12 protein-coding genes are annotated in these 15712 nt (G+C 42.9%); 9 read left to right on the top strand and 3 right to left on the bottom strand.

All coding sequences use genetic code 11. The annotated features are described in order from the left end of the window. Positions 1-17: 17 nt before the first annotated feature. Positions 18-1361: a phosphoethanolamine transferase gene (locus tag AC4IFT_RS07505; protein WP_490750992.1), complete on the bottom strand. Its 1344-nt coding sequence runs from the start codon at positions 1359-1361 to the stop codon at positions 18-20. A gap of 513 nt (positions 1362-1874) precedes the next feature. Between AC4IFT_RS07505 and AC4IFT_RS07500 the strand changes: the two genes are divergently transcribed. From AC4IFT_RS07500 to AC4IFT_RS07485, 4 genes are read left to right on the top strand one after another with little or no spacing between them, the layout of a single operon-like run. Then, on the top strand, positions 1875-2627 hold the full coding sequence (locus AC4IFT_RS07500) for a sugar phosphate isomerase/epimerase family protein (RefSeq protein WP_490750991.1): 753 nt from the start codon (positions 1875-1877) through the stop codon (positions 2625-2627). A gap of 3 nt (positions 2628-2630) precedes the next feature. Then, positions 2631-3614 carry a sugar kinase gene (locus tag AC4IFT_RS07495; protein ID WP_490750990.1) on the top strand — a complete coding sequence of 328 codons (984 nt, stop codon included), beginning with the start codon at positions 2631-2633 and terminating at the stop codon, positions 3612-3614. Between the two features lie 13 nt (positions 3615-3627). Then, a complete protein-coding gene (locus AC4IFT_RS07490; RefSeq protein WP_490750989.1) occupies positions 3628-4908 on the top strand; it encodes an MFS transporter in 1281 nt (426 codons plus the stop codon). Positions 4909-4920: 12 nt separating this feature from the next. After that, the gene (locus AC4IFT_RS07485) at positions 4921-5901 is read left to right on the top strand and encodes an NAD(P)-dependent oxidoreductase (RefSeq protein WP_490734299.1); all 981 of its coding nucleotides are present in this window, start codon (positions 4921-4923) and stop codon (positions 5899-5901) included. 58 nt (positions 5902-5959) lie between these two features. Here the strand turns inward: AC4IFT_RS07485 and AC4IFT_RS07480 are convergent, their stop codons facing one another. Both AC4IFT_RS07480 and dsdC read right to left on the bottom strand, forming a co-directional pair. Next, positions 5960-6982 (bottom strand): LacI family DNA-binding transcriptional regulator, encoded by a 1023-nt coding sequence (locus AC4IFT_RS07480; protein WP_490734297.1) that lies wholly within the window; start codon positions 6980-6982, stop codon positions 5960-5962. A gap of 80 nt (positions 6983-7062) precedes the next feature. Next, positions 7063-8016: a DNA-binding transcriptional regulator DsdC gene (dsdC, locus tag AC4IFT_RS07475; protein WP_490734295.1), complete on the bottom strand. Its 954-nt coding sequence runs from the start codon at positions 8014-8016 to the stop codon at positions 7063-7065. 209 nt (positions 8017-8225) lie between these two features. Here dsdC and dsdX point away from each other — a divergent pair, with 209 nt between their 5' ends. The 5 genes from dsdX (at position 8226) to AC4IFT_RS07450 (ending at position 15706) form a co-directional block, all read left to right on the top strand. After that, positions 8226-9563 (top strand): D-serine transporter DsdX, encoded by a 1338-nt coding sequence (dsdX, locus tag AC4IFT_RS07470; RefSeq protein ID WP_490750988.1) that lies wholly within the window; start codon positions 8226-8228, stop codon positions 9561-9563. Between the two features lie 12 nt (positions 9564-9575). After that, positions 9576-10910: a D-serine ammonia-lyase gene (gene dsdA, locus AC4IFT_RS07465; RefSeq protein WP_490750987.1), complete on the top strand. Its 1335-nt coding sequence runs from the start codon at positions 9576-9578 to the stop codon at positions 10908-10910. Positions 10911-11990: 1080 nt separating this feature from the next. Continuing rightward, positions 11991-13409 carry an NAD(P)/FAD-dependent oxidoreductase gene (locus AC4IFT_RS07460; protein WP_490734289.1) on the top strand — a complete coding sequence of 473 codons (1419 nt, stop codon included), beginning with the start codon at positions 11991-11993 and terminating at the stop codon, positions 13407-13409. A 124-nt stretch (positions 13410-13533) separates the two neighbouring features. After that, positions 13534-14034, top strand: a complete 501-nt coding sequence (locus AC4IFT_RS07455) for a RidA family protein (protein WP_206083380.1) — start codon at positions 13534-13536, stop codon at positions 14032-14034. Positions 14035-14245: 211 nt separating this feature from the next. After that, complete coding sequence (locus AC4IFT_RS07450) at positions 14246-15706, top strand: hypothetical protein (protein ID WP_490750986.1); 1461 nt, start codon at positions 14246-14248, stop codon at positions 15704-15706. Positions 15707-15712: the final 6 nt, after the last annotated feature.

The following is a 15712-nucleotide window of genomic DNA, read 5'->3' as shown; positions in this document are numbered from 1 at the left end:
CTGCCTTTTTTGTTCCATTAATCCGCAATAATTTTTGTGTGAAGGGTTGCAGGGGAAAGTACCGTATCCTGCGGTAAACTGTCATATTTCACAAATTCATCTCGTGGGAAAACAAACACATCGATGTCTTTTTCAGGTGTGATGGTGTCAGCGACAATACTTTTTGCTGGCGATGTCAGGTTCGTTTCAACCCCTAGCCAAGACGCAAAGTAATCAAATAAATTCCACTCACTTAATGTTTCATCACGGAATTCACGCTGTGTATCGTCCGAATTCATCACCACTAATGGAATTTGATATGCCCCTTTCACCAGTTGTCCGTGGCGTAGATACAAGTTGCCTTCTTTAATGAAGCCTTTATATTCTGCCTCCAAAGCCGCAACGTGTTGCTTATTCGCTTTCACTAAGCCTTGCCCATGGTCAGCAAAGTACAAAATAGAGAATGGGTTTTCGCCATTTTTATTGTTTTCTTGCAAAATGTTATACACATCGCCAATAAAATCATCACTGAGTTTTATCCCTGACACATAACAATTCACCAAACTGCCCCACCCTGTATCAAACTGCTCAGGATTGATGTTGTAGTTCTCTTTGATAAGCCCACATGCACCTTTTGGCCAGCCATCATGATGCGGCCCCCACATATGCACAAAAATGACTTTTTCTTTATCTGACGGGTTATTTAACGCGGCTTTAAAGGCGGGCAGCATTTTGAAGTCATTAGTCAGTTTATTCACACTGTCATCAACCGTAAACTTCTCTTGCACAAACAAGTTGTCAAACCCAGCTTTACTATCCCTTACCGGTAAAAAATAATTGGCTTTTAAAAAGTAATTTGTGAAGCCGATTTCATCGTCCCCAAAGCTACCATTATTGCCAATATAGTAGGTTTCATAGCCCGCTTGATTAGCAAGGTCAACAATGGAATTATTGTTGTAGTAAGGCTTTTCGTGGTGCTCCGTGATAGTGCTAAGATCATTTTTAGCTAATGCACGCGTCAGCGTTGGCACGGTATTCGACGCAGCGCTGATAAAGTGGTTAAAAAAGCGGCCATTGACTGAAGACAAAAACGGCGTGTTTTCTAATGGATAACCATAGGTGTGCATATAGTTTTTATTAGTACTTTCCCCGATGATGACGACTTTTACCTTGTATTTGTCCGCATTTTTCTTGGTAATTTGAATATCCGTTTTGCTATTCACGCCATAACAAAGGTCGGCGTTGGATTTTGCTGCTTGTATTAGTTCAGGCGTACATGCTTTGGTATACACCCCTGCATTTTCAGAGGTATTCGCCTGTGCCCATGAAACCGTAGTCAGTAACAGCGTGCTGTAGAGTGCGGTGGTATTGATTAATTTCATCTCCAGATCCTTCATTTTTATCGTTTATTTTTTCTATACTGGTGAAGCAAACCGATAAAATTTTTTGCATAGCTTTTTGCATAACGCTTTTCCACGCTCTTTGTCATGACGTTATGCACCAAAATTTCATCTCTCAATTAATATATTGAAATAATATTTCATTAAAAGCGCTTGGTTAAGAAATTGGGATACAAGTAGCAATAAAAAATATCTAATATGGAATAAAAAAAGAGCTTATTTGTATTACCACCACCTTTAACCACCTTTTAATTTTCTTATTAAACAGTTAATTACTGATTTATAACCGCCCCCTATTGGCAATTTCCTTCGATTGCATTCATTACATAAAGAGTTGTGATGGAGATCGGTAATTCAGCGTTTACCAAGCACGGATTAGTGATATAGCTCTGATTTTCGATTTTCCTCGCTAGAAACCAAAATGGAACCGATTCCATAATAAGTTATTCGCAGTGGCAATAGGGTTCATCCCCGCCAAGAAGACAGAGGAAAGTCATGAGCAAAGAGATTATTGTCGTCACCGCCGCCTACGGCGCACAAACCGTAAAACAACTTGGCGGCCAACACGCTTTATTTGATGCTATTCAAGGAGCAAACGCTTATGGCATCGAGATCCGCCAAGAGTTATTACAGCCTAACGATAACCTTGATAATATCGCTAACGGGCTACAAACAAGGCAACTTAGCGCGGTCTATTCTGTGCCAGATACCTTATTTCAGCATCATGCACCGATTGAAATCTCAACACTCCAGCGTTATTTCGACGATGCAAAAAAATTAAACGCCCGTTTTCTTAAACTCTCGTTAGGTGATCTACCAGAACATTATGATTTAACGGACGTTATCAACCTACTCAAGCATTATTCTACCCAACTAGTTATCGAAAATGACCAAACTGAGGTTGGTGGGCACATTGCACCACTCAAACGCTTTTTTGCGGATGTCGTAGAAAAAGAGCTGCCAATTAAAATGGCATTCGATATGGCCAATTGGTACTGGCTCGGTGAAGATCCTGTCGTTGCCGCACAGCACTTTGCCCCTTTAGTCGCTTATATCCACGTAAAAGCCTGTCAGTTACGTGCAGATAATAAACGTATTGCTGTTGCTCTTGATGATAGCGACGGGTCATGGAAAGCCGTCTTAAACTTACTTCCTAGTAACGTTCCCCGCGGGATTGAATTCCCGCTTGAGGGTGATGACCTACGTGCGGTAACCGAACACTATGTTTCTCTGTTAAAGGAGATTTAATTCATGAAAAATCAATTAGATGTTGTAACTCTCGGCGAAGCCATGATGATGTTTGTGGCGACAAATACGGGCGAGCTCCATGAGGTTGAAAGCTTTGTTCGCCGTGCCGCAGGCGCAGAGCTGAATGTGGCGATAGGCCTTTCCCGTATCGGCTTAAAAAGTGGTTGGGTAAGCCGCCTTGGCAATGACTCTTTTGGACGTTTTATCCAAAGTACATTAGGTAAAGAACACGTTGATCATCAATGTGTTAAATTCGATGGAAATTACCCAACGGGGTTTCAGCTCAAATCTAAAGTTGAAAATGGAACCGATCCCAAAGTGGAGTATTTCCGCAAGGGCTCAGCAGCAAGCCACTTAGATCTCACTGATTTCAATGAAGATTATTTTTCCTCTGCCCGCCACTTGCATTTAAGCGGTGTCGCCGCAGCGATTTCTGCCACCAGCTACCAATTATCGCTATATGCAGCAAAATGGATGCGAAATGCGGGGAAAACATTATCTTTTGACCCTAACTTACGTCCATCATTATGGCGCAGTGAAAATGAAATGGTGGCGCAATTAAATCAGTTAGCCTTTCACGCCAATTGGGTTTTGCCGGGCTTAAAAGAAGGGAAAATTCTCACCGGTTTTGACCAACCCGAAGCCATTGCCGATTTTTACCTCTCTCAAGGGGTAGAAGCCGTGGTCATCAAAACGGGTGAGCAAGGTGCTTATTATAAAACATCGAATAATCAGCAAGGTATCGTCCCTGCTTACTTAGTCAAAAATGTGGTAGATACCGTGGGCGCAGGCGATGGCTTTGCCGTTGGGGTTATCAGCGCGCTTCTTGAAGGGTTATCTTTACCTCAAGCCGTCGAAAGAGGAAACTTTATCGGTGCAAGAGCTATCCAAGTGATTGGTGATAGTGAAGGCTTACCGACGAAAGCACAGTTACAGCAAGAAATGATGGCATTTTCCCCCTCAACTACCGCAGACGCTGCGTGCTAAGAAGGAATAGATTATGACAACCAGAGCTCCTGCGATGTCACGTTGGTGGCGCATTATGCCAATCGTGTTTATCACTTACAGCCTTGCTTACCTCGACCGCGCTAACTATAGCTTTGCCGCTGCCGCAGGGATCAACGCTGACTTAGGGATCACCAAAGGGATATCCTCCCTGCTCGGCTCCTTATTTTTCTTAGGGTATTTTTTCTTCCAAATCCCCGGGGCTATCTACGCGGAAAAACGCAGTGTTCGCAAACTAATTTTTGCCTGCATTTTCTTATGGGGAATATTTGCCAGCTTAACGGGGATGGTCAGCAATATCCCGATGTTGGTGATTATCCGCTTCAGTTTAGGGGTTGTTGAAGCCGCGGTTATGCCCGCGATGCTTATCTACATCAGTAACTGGTTCACCCAATCCGAACGGTCACGTGCCAATACCTTTTTAATTTTAGGTAACCCCGTGACAGTGTTATGGATGTCAGTGTTATCGGGTTACTTAATTCAAGCCTTTGGCTGGCGTGAAATGTTTATTATTGAAGGGGTTCCCGCGGTTCTATGGGCCTTCTTCTGGTGGCGAACAGCCCGTGATAAACCAAGCCAAGTCAATTGGTTAAGTCAGCAAGAAAAAACTGATTTAGACAAAATTCTCAGTGATGAACAGAAAAATATCAAGCCCGTACGCAATTACCGCGAGGCGTTCAAATCCCGTAACGTTGTATTGTTGTGCGCTCAATATTTCTGTTGGAGCATCGGGGTTTATGGTTTTGTGCTATGGCTACCTTCAATTATTCGCGGTGCATCAAACTTAGGCATGGTGGAAACAGGCTGGCTCTCTTCGGTGCCATATCTTGCCGCCACGTTAGCGATGATTTTGGTATCATGGGCTTCAGACCGTATGCATAACCGTAAATTATTTGTCTGGCCAATGCTCTTAATTGGCGCAGTGTGCTTCCTTGGCTCTTACATGCTAGGCAATTCAAATTTCTGGTTATCCTATACATTACTGGTGATTGCAGGTGCAGCCATGTACGCACCTTATGGCCCATTCTTTGCGATTATTCCTGAGATGCTACCGAAAAACGTCGCAGGGGGCGCAATGGCTCTGATCAATAGCATGGGTGCCTTGGGGTCATTCTTCGGTTCATGGTTTGTCGGTTACCTCAATGGTGCTACAGGCAGCCCAAGCGCTTCCTATATGTTTATGGGTCTGGCATTGTTAGCCTCAGTGTTCTTTACGCTAATTGTGAAACCCAACCAAGAACCGAGCAGCGGTTCTGCTATCGCCAAACACGCTTAATAAGGGGCAACCATGAAAAAGAATGTTATTTTGTATAAAACAATCCCCGATACGCAACTTGCTCGCTTACAGCAGCAATTTAATGTCACTGTTTTTGATGAAATTACGGACGAAAACAGGGCAAGCTTCCAACAAGCGCTAAGTACCGCAGAGGGTATTATTGGTGCAAGCTACCCGATTACGGCAACAGAGCTCGCCCTTGCACCACAGCTAAAAGCGGCATCAACCATTTCGGTAGGTGTTGACCAGTTTGACATTGACGCAATGAATGCGCGGAAAATTGCCTTGATGCACACCCCCAATGTGCTCACAGAAACCACCGCAGACACCATTTTCACCTTAGTACTTTGCAGTGCCCGCCGCATTATCGAAATGGCGGAAATGGTGAAAAACGGTCAATGGACTAAAAGCATTGGCGAAAGTGATTACGGCAGTAACGTGAATGGCAAAACCATCGGGATTTTAGGTATGGGCCGCATTGGCTATGCAGTCGCGAAACGAGCCAATGCAGGTTTTGGCATGCCCGTTCTCTACTACAGTAACCACGAACATGCAGAGGCAGAAGCCAAACTCAATGCCCGACGCTGTGATTTAGACACCTTACTAAAAGAGTCTGATTTTGTTTGTGTCGTGGTGCCATTACTGCCATCCACTGAAAAACTGATCGGTAAAGCCGAACTGGCGAAAATGAAACCGAGTGCGTTTTTAATCAATGGTTCTCGTGGGAAAATTATTGATGAAGCGGCGCTAATAACCGCATTAGAAAATGGCACGATCCGCGGCGCAGGCTTAGATGTGTTTGAAGTTGAACCACTCCCTGCGGACTCTAAACTGCTCACCTTACCGAATGTTGTTGCCCTACCCCACATCGGTTCTGCCACCCACGAAACGCGCTATGCCATGGTGGAGTGTGCAGTCGATAACTTAATTGCCGCGCTAAATGGTAACCTTAGCGAAAATTGCGCTAATTTAAGCGCGATACAAACACACTAGTTTCTATCGACAATACAAAAGAGGGGCGCTGCTATGCCCCTCTTTGTTCAATTCTATCCTACAGCGTGGTTGAATTTCTCACGACTAACTCCCCATGGAACAGGTACTGTGTTGGGGCTTTTTCAGGGTTTTCCAGCTTTTCTAATAAACACTCAACGGCTTTGTGCCCCATTTCAGCGGTGGGTTGTGAAACAGAGGTGATCCCTTGCCCAGCAAAGGCTGCCCATTCGAGATTATCAAAACTGAGAAAACCAATATCCGCCCCCCAACGTAGCCCTTGTTGGTTCATCACATAAGCAAGCTGCAAGGTTAACACACCATTTGCCGCCACAATCGCTTTGCGCATACCGCGGTGAGATGTACAAAAATTAGCAACGATGGAGTCTAATTGCGCGGGGTCTGGTAAGGTAATTTGGTGAAACTCACCTTTGACTTGGCCTTGCTGGTTCAGTAAACGTTGGAAGGTTTGCAGACGTTCTTTACGCGCACTGTTATATTCAATGGGTTCAGTCACAAAGCAAATCGCCTCAAACCCTTGCTCTATCAAGTGGTTAAATGCCATTTCAGCCGATGCGGGGTTATCTAAACCAACCATATCACACGGGAAATCCTCAATTTTTCTATCGAGCAAAACGAAAGGTAGAGTGGTTTGCTTCAGCACATCAATAAATTGTGCATTCACCCCCGCAGAGTTGATAATTAACCCATCGACGCGATAGCCCTTTAATAACTGAATAAATTGGCATTCCAGTTCAATGCTATTGTTTGCATTGCACACCACCGTCATAAACCCTTGTTTGATGGACTCTGACTCGACGCCTTTGAGCACTTCCACCGAAAATGGGTTACCGATATCGGCAATAATCAACCCTATCAACCCTGTACGGCCATGCTTTAAGCTACGCGCCATTTGGTTCGGGCGATAATTCAGTTCTTGGATTGCGGCTTCAATACGTTGGCGCATGTTATCTGACAGCAAATGGAATTCACCGTTTAAATAACGTGAGATACTGGTTTTCCCTGCCTGTGCTTTGGCAGCCACATCTTTAATTGTTGCTACTTTTTGAGTTTTCGGTGCCATCGCGCGCGTTTTTTCCATCTGCTGAAAAGAAAGGCTAATGCCTTATCTTACTCGAATTAACAGCAATTTACTTGCCATATTCATCTAACTTGCTGTTTTAACCACTGAATAAAAATATCGGCTTTGGGGTTACGTTTTTCATTTAACATCGCAAAATAATGGCGCTGTTGGCACTTGAGTGCAATATCCCCAAAAGGCATCACCAGCTCTTGGCGCTTAATGCGTTTTTCAACCAATTGTTTACGCCCCATCGCCACACCTGCGTGGTTCATAGCTGCCACAATTGCCAAATCTGAGCGATCAAAACACAGGTTCCGACGGTGCGGAAATAACGATAACTTGTAGTGTTCGCTCCACGCTTTCCATTCATCATAGTCGGAGTTACTGCTCCAAGCCTGCCTGTCATGCAACAAGGTACAGTTTTTGAGTTGGTGAATATTGTCCATCAAATCGTGCTGTTTGGCATATTGTGGGCTGCATACAGGTACAATAGATTCAGGCATTAAATCTTCGCAATATAAGTTAGGCCGCGTAATATCATCGTAATAAATCGCGACATCAATACCATAACCACGGAAATTAACGTCATCATTTCCCGTCAATAAATTGAGCTGAATGGAGGGATATTGGTTAGTAAAATCCGCAATTTTGGGGATAAGCCAACACTGGGCAATAGAAGGCCGTGAATACACCGTTAATTCCCCTGAAATTTCTTGGTTTTTAATGTCTAAAATTTCTTGGTTGATATCATCCAAATTTTTACGCAATGCCCAATAAATTCGCTCGCCGTCAGCAGTTAACTCTATACGCCGATGAAAACGCTCAAATAATTTAAACCCTAACTCCTCTTCAAGAGTATTGATTCGGTGGCTGACGGCGCTGGGCGTTAACGCCAATTCTTGTGATGCAAGGGCAAAAGAGCGATGACGAGCCGCCGCTTCAAAAGTATGTAAGCGGGAGAGCTGATGGCTCGATAACCGTTTATGCCATTGAATAAAGCCTGATTGCTCAAAGGGATTATGATTAGGTGACATCGAACCTCCTAGGTCAGTCCTATATTTTTTCAGAATAACGCGTTTAACATGAATTGATATGATGCAAACCGGTAAATCACTCTTTTTTATGACCAACATCACGCCATTGAGTTAATTTAATTCACCTAAGACTTAAGTTTCATCGTTTGTCACCCCTGCGTATTTATTATCCAATAGAGGCACAACAACAAAATGATTAGGGGTAGGATATGGACTCTACAATGTGGATGCTCGGCACGCTGGTTATTAGTATCTTGCTGATCATCGTTTCGATTATTAAATTTAAGTTTCACCCTTTTTTAGCACTTTTACTCGCCAGCTTCTTTGTCGGTATCTCCATGAAAATGAACCCATTAGAAATGGTAAATGCCATTGAAAATGGGATTGGCGGTACACTCGGTTTCCTCGCTGCCATTATCGGGCTGGGGACTATCCTCGGAAAAATGATGGAAATCTCAGGGGCAGCGGAACGCATCGGTGTCACCTTACAAAAAAGCCGCTGGTTAACCCCCGATGTCACGATGGTGTTAATCGGTTTAATTTGCGGTATCACCCTGTTTGTTGAAGTCGGTGTGGTGTTATTGATCCCACTGGCGTTTTCTATTGCCAAAAGAACCAATACGTCATTATTAAAACTCGCCATTCCGCTGTGTACCGCCCTGATGGCGGTGCATTGCATCGTTCCACCACACCCTGCAGCGCTGTTTGTCACCAATGAATTAGGGGCAGATATTGGCACGGTGATTGTTGCTGGACTTGCAGTGGGGCTTGTGGCTTCGTTAGTGGGTGGACCATTATTCCTAAAATTCTTAGGTGAGCGCTTACCGTTCAAAACCGTACCAGAGGCATTTTCAGACCTCGAAGTACGTGACGAAAAAGATTTACCCTCTTTAGGTGCCACATTATTTACCGTTTTACTGCCAATTATTCTCATGTTGATCAAAACAGCCGCTGATTTAAACATGAGCAAAGAAAATCAGTTATATACCTTATTACAGTTTATCGGTAACCCAATTACCGCCATGTTTATTGCCGCGTTTGTCGCGTATTACATGCTGGGTATTCGCCGTAACATGGGCATGAGTGTATTACTCAGTAAAACCGAAGAAAGCTTTAGCTCTATTGCCAATATCCTACTGATTATTGGTGCGGGTGGTGCATTTAACGGTATCTTAAAAGGTAGTGGACTGAGTGATTCCCTTGCGCTGGTGCTGTCTGGTATCGACATGCACCCAATCTTACTGGCATGGTTAGTCGCGATTATTCTGCACGCAGCAGTCGGCTCTGCCACCGTTGCTATGATGGGTGCCACCGCCATTGTGGCACCGTTAATGCCAATGTACCCACATATCAGCCCAGAAATTATGACATTAGCCATTGGTTCTGGTGCGATTGGTTGTACTATCGTCACAGACTCTCTGTTCTGGCTGGTTAAACAATATTGTAATGCCACCTTGGCTGAAACATTCCGTTTTTACAGTGTCGCCACCCTTATCGCATCCCTCGTCGCGCTGGCAGGCACCTTTGCACTTTCATTTGTGATTTAAAAGAGAGTAATTATGACTCAGATAAACGTGAATAAGTTAATTGCTGACTACCCTTTAGTTCAGGACTTAATCAATTTAAAACACGTGGCGTGGTTTAACCCTAATGCCACCACCACAGAAGCGGGTTTACCTTATGTGGGATTAACCCTTGAGAATGTTCAAGATGCCGAAGCGCGTTTAAACCGTTTTGCACCGTACTTGATGAAAGCGTTCCCAGAAACGCAAGCCACTCAAGGGATTATCGAATCCGACGTGGTGGCAATCCCCAATATGCAAACCGCACTCGAAGCCCGTTACCTAACGCCAATCACCGGGAAAATGTTATTAAAGAAAGACAGCCACTTGCCAATTTCAGGCTCGATCAAAGCGCGTGGGGGGATTTATGAAGTGCTCACCCACGCCGAAAAACTGGCACTTGAGGCAGGGTTGTTATCCATTGATGATAATTATGAGGTTCTATTTTCCGATAAATTCCGTCAATTCTTTAGCCAATACAGCATCGCGGTAGGCTCAACGGGTAACTTAGGGATGTCTATCGGCATCATGAGTGCCAAGTTAGGCTTTAGCGTCAGCGTGCATATGTCTGCGGATGCGCGCCAGTGGAAGAAAGACAAACTACGCTCACACGGCGTGAATGTCGTTGAATATGAACAAGATTACAGTATTGCCGTTGAACAAGGCCGCAAAGAAGCAGAACAAGACCCGAACTGTTTCTTTATTGATGATGAAAACTCCACGACCTTGTTTTTAGGTTATGCTGTCGCGGGATTGCGTCTGAAAAAACAATTTATACAACAAGGTGTTATTGTTGATAAAGACCATCCGCTGTTTGTCTACCTGCCTTGCGGCGTAGGCGGTGGCCCTGGTGGGGTTGCCTTTGGATTAAAACTGGCGTTTGGCGATGCAGTGCACTGCCTGTTTGCAGAACCAACGCATTCACCGTGTATGCTTTTGGGCGTCCACACTGGGTTACACGATGGTATCTCCGTTCAAGAAATTGGTATTGATAATATCACTGCCGCAGATGGACTTGCTGTAGGCCGAGCCTCTGGTTTTGTCGGTCGTGCGATGGAGCGGTTAATCGACGGGTACTACACCCTTGATGACCCAGAAATGTATAACCTGTTAGGGTTACTCAACCAAACAGAAGCCATCAAACTAGAACCGTCAGCCCTTGCGGGTATGACAGGTTGCGTGCATGTCACACAAAACACCGATTACCAGCAATCTAAAGCACTCGGTGCGCAGCAGATGGCAAATGCCACACACCTTGTTTGGGCAACGGGCGGCGGCATGGTACCGAGTGACGAAATGGAAAAATATTTAGCACAAGCCAAACTGAGTTAATCACGCTTCCCCCTTCAAAGCGTTGGAGGGGGTTTTCATCAATTACTGCCCTGGTAGTGGAACTAAATCACTTTCAATATAGCGCCTTACCAGCGTAGCTAATGCTAATAAGCAAAACTCACAATTATCCTCCAACAGGTTCAGGCCGAGGATTATGCTAATTTTTTCGCTCAAATTCCCACGGGAAATGAATATATCGCTAATAATTGACCTCAGTACGGTGTATATCCACTAATAAAGTAAAATAACTGAATAATATACACCCTATTATTAGATGGCTATTTAACAATCTATTTTATAGGTAATTAAAATATCAGAATTTTTATTGTGAACTATATCTCAAAAATATAATTAATTTAGGGATCGATTAATTACACTTACTGAAACAATTTGATTTTTAATTTTTCTCTGCTCCCTCTACCCCCATAATTCTGATATATCTAATTGCCTAATTAAATAAACATTCTATTGGGTATATTTATTTATCACCCTAAAATAAATAATTTAAAAATGATTTAGCATCATTAACCTTAATTAATATAGGTTATTACAATCAAACAAATAAATCATTAAAAATGTTAATTTTCAATGTGATGTGAAAAATAAAAAATCAAATCATGCTTTTAATGTATTAACCTCAGAAAGATAAAGTTTGTTGTTTAATTCACCGTTAGTTGAACGAAATAAAAACAAATTTTAACAAAAAGATTATTTTTATATTATCCAGCCCCTTGTTCAACTTAACTCATATTTAGCATTTTCTTCTGAAATTCATTATTCTCACTTTTCATTAATGCAGTACAGAAAAAAAACACTTAAGTAAAATAACAAACTTTACACCCGTACACTTTTAATGACACTTACATTTCAAAATTATTAATTAGCTAATAAATAAAATAGAGAAATCTTCGACAAACCCTTTACAGCACTGACCACACCAATTTACGTTCACATTCATTTCATCGACTTTTATTAACAAATGCTACCCCCACTTAACAATTTCAAAATATATGATAAGATCATCATCTCAATTTGAAATTATTTACTATATAAAAAACAAGATTGTTATTGAGGTTATAGATGAAAATCTCGAGAAGAAAGCTATTATTAGGGGTTGGTGCTGCTGGTGTTCTGGCAGGGGGTGCAACAGTCGTTCCGATGATCCGTCGTGAAGGCCGTTTCGAATCTACACCATCGCGCGTACCAGCTGTTGCTGGCACTGAAGGCAAATTACCTGAGTCTGCAGATGCAGTCATCATCGGTGCTGGCCTTCAAGGGATCATGACAGCAATTAACCTTGCTGAAAAAGGTCTGAATGTTGTTATCTGTGAAAAAGGCGTTGTCGGCGGTGAGCAATCAGGCCGTGCATACAGCCAAATCATCAGCTATAAAACCTCACCAGCGATTTTCCCTTTACACCACTACGGAAAAATCCAATGGCTCGGTATGAACGAAAAAATCGGTGCTGATACTAGCTACCGCGTTCAAGGCCGTGTTGAAGTTCCTTCAAGCGAAGAAGATTTAGAAGTTTCAAGAGCTTGGATCAAAGCTGCGTCTGAAAACCCAGGTTTCGATACCCCATTACGTACCCGTATGATCGAAGGTACTGAACTGGCAAATCGTCTGGTTGACGCTCAAACTCCATGGAAAATCGGTGGATTTGAAGAAGATTCAGGTAGCCTTGACCCAGAAACCGTTACCCCTGCAATGGCGAACTATGCAAAATCAATCGGTATCCGTATCTATACCAATTGTGCAGTACGTGGCATTGAAACAGCAGGCGGTAAAATTTCTGATGTTGTGACTGAAAAAGGTGCTATCAAAACCTCTCGTGTCGTTCTGACTGGTGGTATTTGGTCTCGTCTGTTTATGGGCAACTTAGGTGTTGATGTTCCAACACTGAACGTTTACCTGTCACAACAACGTATTTCAGGCGTTCCGGGCGCACCAAAAGGAAACGTCCACTTACCTAACGGTATTCACTTCCGTGAACAAGCTGATGGTACCTACGCGGTTGCACCACGTATCTTTACCAGTTCTGTCGTTAAAGACAGCTTCCTGTTAGGCCCAAGATTCCTGCACGTATTAGGCGGCGGCGAATTACCATTAGAATTCTCTCTTGGTAAAGACTTATTTAACTCCTTCATGATGTCGACATCTTGGAACTTAGATGAGAAGACACCATTTGAAGAGTTCCGTACGGCAACCAATACACCAAACAATGAGCACTTAGACGGCGTTCTGGAAAGACTGAGAAACGAATTCCCAGTATTTAAAGAGTCTAAAGTGGTTGAGCGTTGGGGTGGTACCGTTGCACCGACAGATGATGAAATTCCAATTATTTCAACAGTCGAGCAGTACCCAGGTTTAGTCATCAATACCGCAACAGGTTGGGGTATGACTGAAAGTCCTGCGTCTGGTCGCTTAACGGCTGAATTGTTAATGGGCGAAACACCATTTATCGACCCAACGCCGTACAAACTTTCTCGTTTTAACTAATAAACGAAAAAGTCGCGTTTTTTTTTACTGGGATCTCTCTGTCAATGGAATTAGACTAAACTAAAATTTAGTCTTAAGTGAAACCGATAGATCCCGTTTACTTTGATAATGTTAAGGAGTTTACATGCGCTATAAAACTTTATTGCTTTCTTTGCCTTTAATTTTAGGTGTAGCGAGTGCGAATGCAGCTGAAGATGTTAAACGCGTTCCAGTGAAAGGATTCCCTATCTCTGAATCAGTAGAAATCAGCGCGGGCAACCTTATTTTCCTAAGCGGAAAAGTACCTTCTAAAATCTCTGCAGATGCAAAAGAAGGCGTTTTAGAGTCTTACGGTAATACCGAAGCACAAACTATCAACGTGTTAAAACAAATCCAAGCTAACCTCGAAGGTATGGGTTTGACCATGAACGACGTTGTTAAAATGCAAGTATTCTTAGTTGGTGGTGAAGAAACTCAAGGTACTATGGACTTTGCTGGCTTTATGGCTGGTTACAACAAGTTCTATGAGTCTGAGAAAGTCACTAATCTGCCAGCTCGTTCAACTTTCCAAGTCGCTAAACTGGCTAACCCAGCTTGGAGAGTGGAAATTGAAGTGACAGCGGTTCGTCCTGCTGCAAAAAAATAAGTTATTCTAGCGAATAGCAAATCGATAATGGGGCATAGCAATATGCCTCGTTATATTTTCCCCCTCGCCCTTCCCTCGCAACACTTTTTCATTGTCTTTCACAGACTGTCATTATGATTTCCGCTATTTTATTGTTTTAATAAAACCGTGTTATGCTTCGATGACTAATAAGCATGTCAAAAAACATAAAAAGTCCCAGTAAAGGCGCAATATGATTAAAGAATCTCTCAAGATCCACGGAAAAAAACAGTTTGAAATCAAACAAAAGGTTTTATTTCCACGCAAATCTAAAGAGATCCGCTATCAAGTTGAAACGTTTTTCTTTTTACCCTCATCATTACAAGTCAACCCCGACTTATATGTTCCCTCTAGCCTTCAGCGTAGCCTCAAAAACTATATTCGTCTCAGCCCACCGACGGTAAAACTCTCAGCCTTACCTGAGGAAAATGGGGAGTTAAACGAATTAAAGCGTTGGTTGGAACAGTGTGACCCGTTAAATCCGCCTTCTCTAGACGAATATGAAAATAAGCTGAAGCGCTATGCACTCACCATTAAGAGAACGGTACGTATTAATGTCAAAATGGTGAGCCAAAACCCACAAAGGCAAAGCGCGGAATACCTAACAGATCTCATGACCGATATTGGGAAATGCCTCAATGCGTACCGTGCATTACTCCCCCTCGCGACGAAAGTAGAGGAAGCCATTCACTCCAATGCTTTTTCTTATTGCGATGAGTTTATGACTTACTACACCATTAATTACTTACGTGATTTATTGGCTGATAAGCAGATACCACTTCGCGAAGAAATACGCCATTTTTGGTACCAAGAAATGCGCTATTTAAAGAAAAACTATCCCGACTGTTTTCCAAGTGACGAAACGGATGTAGAACTAGTGACCTATCGGCGCAATTTATTGAAAAAATATATTAATCGCTATCTCTATTTAGAAATTCGTCATAAGCGCGGTTTACCACTGCTCCTGCACTCTATTTATGGTATTGCGGCTGCAATCTCGATGATTTTTGCCACCCTGATTGCATTCCTTTGGCAGGGAAAATATGGTGCGCTAAGTGCTAACCTCTTTTTAGCGATGGTCATTGGTTATATTTTCAAAGATAGACTAAAAGAAATCGGCCGCGAACAGCTATATCGCATTTTTCAAAAATGGATACCTGACCGCCAGCTACGTATTTACCGTGAAGGTGTAAAGGCTCCAGTGGGGATATGCAAAGAGTCGTTTCGGTTTATCAGTGAAGGTATGCTTTCCCCCGATATTCGTGAGATGCGCCAACAGTCCCACTGGGTGAATTTAGTGAATGTGCAGCGCGTGGAAGATATTTTGTACTACCGAAAAGATGTCCTGTTGCACAATCGCCAAGCGGTGTTTGAAAAGAACCAATCGTCGATAGCAGATATCACCCGCTTTAATATTTCAGATTTTTTAAAATACATTGATATTAGCTATGAAGAATTAACGGTGAATGATGAAGAACCCGCCATGATAGGTGAAAAGGTCTATCACATTTATTTATGCCGCCGCGTGACAATGGATAAAAAGACCTACAATGAGCTAGCGCGCTTAGTCGTTAATGCTGACGGAATTAAACGCTTGGAAGTGCTTCAGTCGTTAGATTTGCTGAATATAGAAGAAGATATTGACGTTCTATAGCTAACA

This window comes from Providencia sp. UF-183, from assembly GCF_058246155.1.
Note: the sequence above shows the minus strand (reverse complement) of the source record. Positions and strands in the feature narration are given on the sequence as shown.

What these genes read in the sequence shown, in the direction of transcription:
- dsdA (WP_490750987.1), top strand. Translation starts at nt 9,576, where the DNA reads ATGACTCAGATAAACGTGAATAAGTTAATTGCTGACTACCCTTTAGTT.
- AC4IFT_RS07485 (WP_490734299.1), top strand. Translation starts at nt 4,921, where the DNA reads ATGAAAAAGAATGTTATTTTGTATAAAACAATCCCCGATACGCAACTT.
- AC4IFT_RS07460 (WP_490734289.1), top strand. Translation starts at nt 11,991, where the DNA reads ATGAAAATCTCGAGAAGAAAGCTATTATTAGGGGTTGGTGCTGCTGGT.
- AC4IFT_RS07505 (WP_490750992.1), bottom strand. Translation starts at nt 1,361, where the DNA reads ATGAAATTAATCAATACCACCGCACTCTACAGCACGCTGTTACTGACT.
- AC4IFT_RS07480 (WP_490734297.1), bottom strand. Translation starts at nt 6,982, where the DNA reads ATGGCACCGAAAACTCAAAAAGTAGCAACAATTAAAGATGTGGCTGCC.
- dsdX (WP_490750988.1), top strand. Translation starts at nt 8,226, where the DNA reads ATGGACTCTACAATGTGGATGCTCGGCACGCTGGTTATTAGTATCTTG.
- AC4IFT_RS07450 (WP_490750986.1), top strand. Translation starts at nt 14,246, where the DNA reads ATGATTAAAGAATCTCTCAAGATCCACGGAAAAAAACAGTTTGAAATC.
- AC4IFT_RS07500 (WP_490750991.1), top strand. Translation starts at nt 1,875, where the DNA reads ATGAGCAAAGAGATTATTGTCGTCACCGCCGCCTACGGCGCACAAACC.
- AC4IFT_RS07490 (WP_490750989.1), top strand. Translation starts at nt 3,628, where the DNA reads ATGACAACCAGAGCTCCTGCGATGTCACGTTGGTGGCGCATTATGCCA.
- dsdC (WP_490734295.1), bottom strand. Translation starts at nt 8,016, where the DNA reads ATGTCACCTAATCATAATCCCTTTGAGCAATCAGGCTTTATTCAATGG.
- AC4IFT_RS07495 (WP_490750990.1), top strand. Translation starts at nt 2,631, where the DNA reads ATGAAAAATCAATTAGATGTTGTAACTCTCGGCGAAGCCATGATGATG.
- AC4IFT_RS07455 (WP_206083380.1), top strand. Translation starts at nt 13,534, where the DNA reads ATGCGCTATAAAACTTTATTGCTTTCTTTGCCTTTAATTTTAGGTGTA.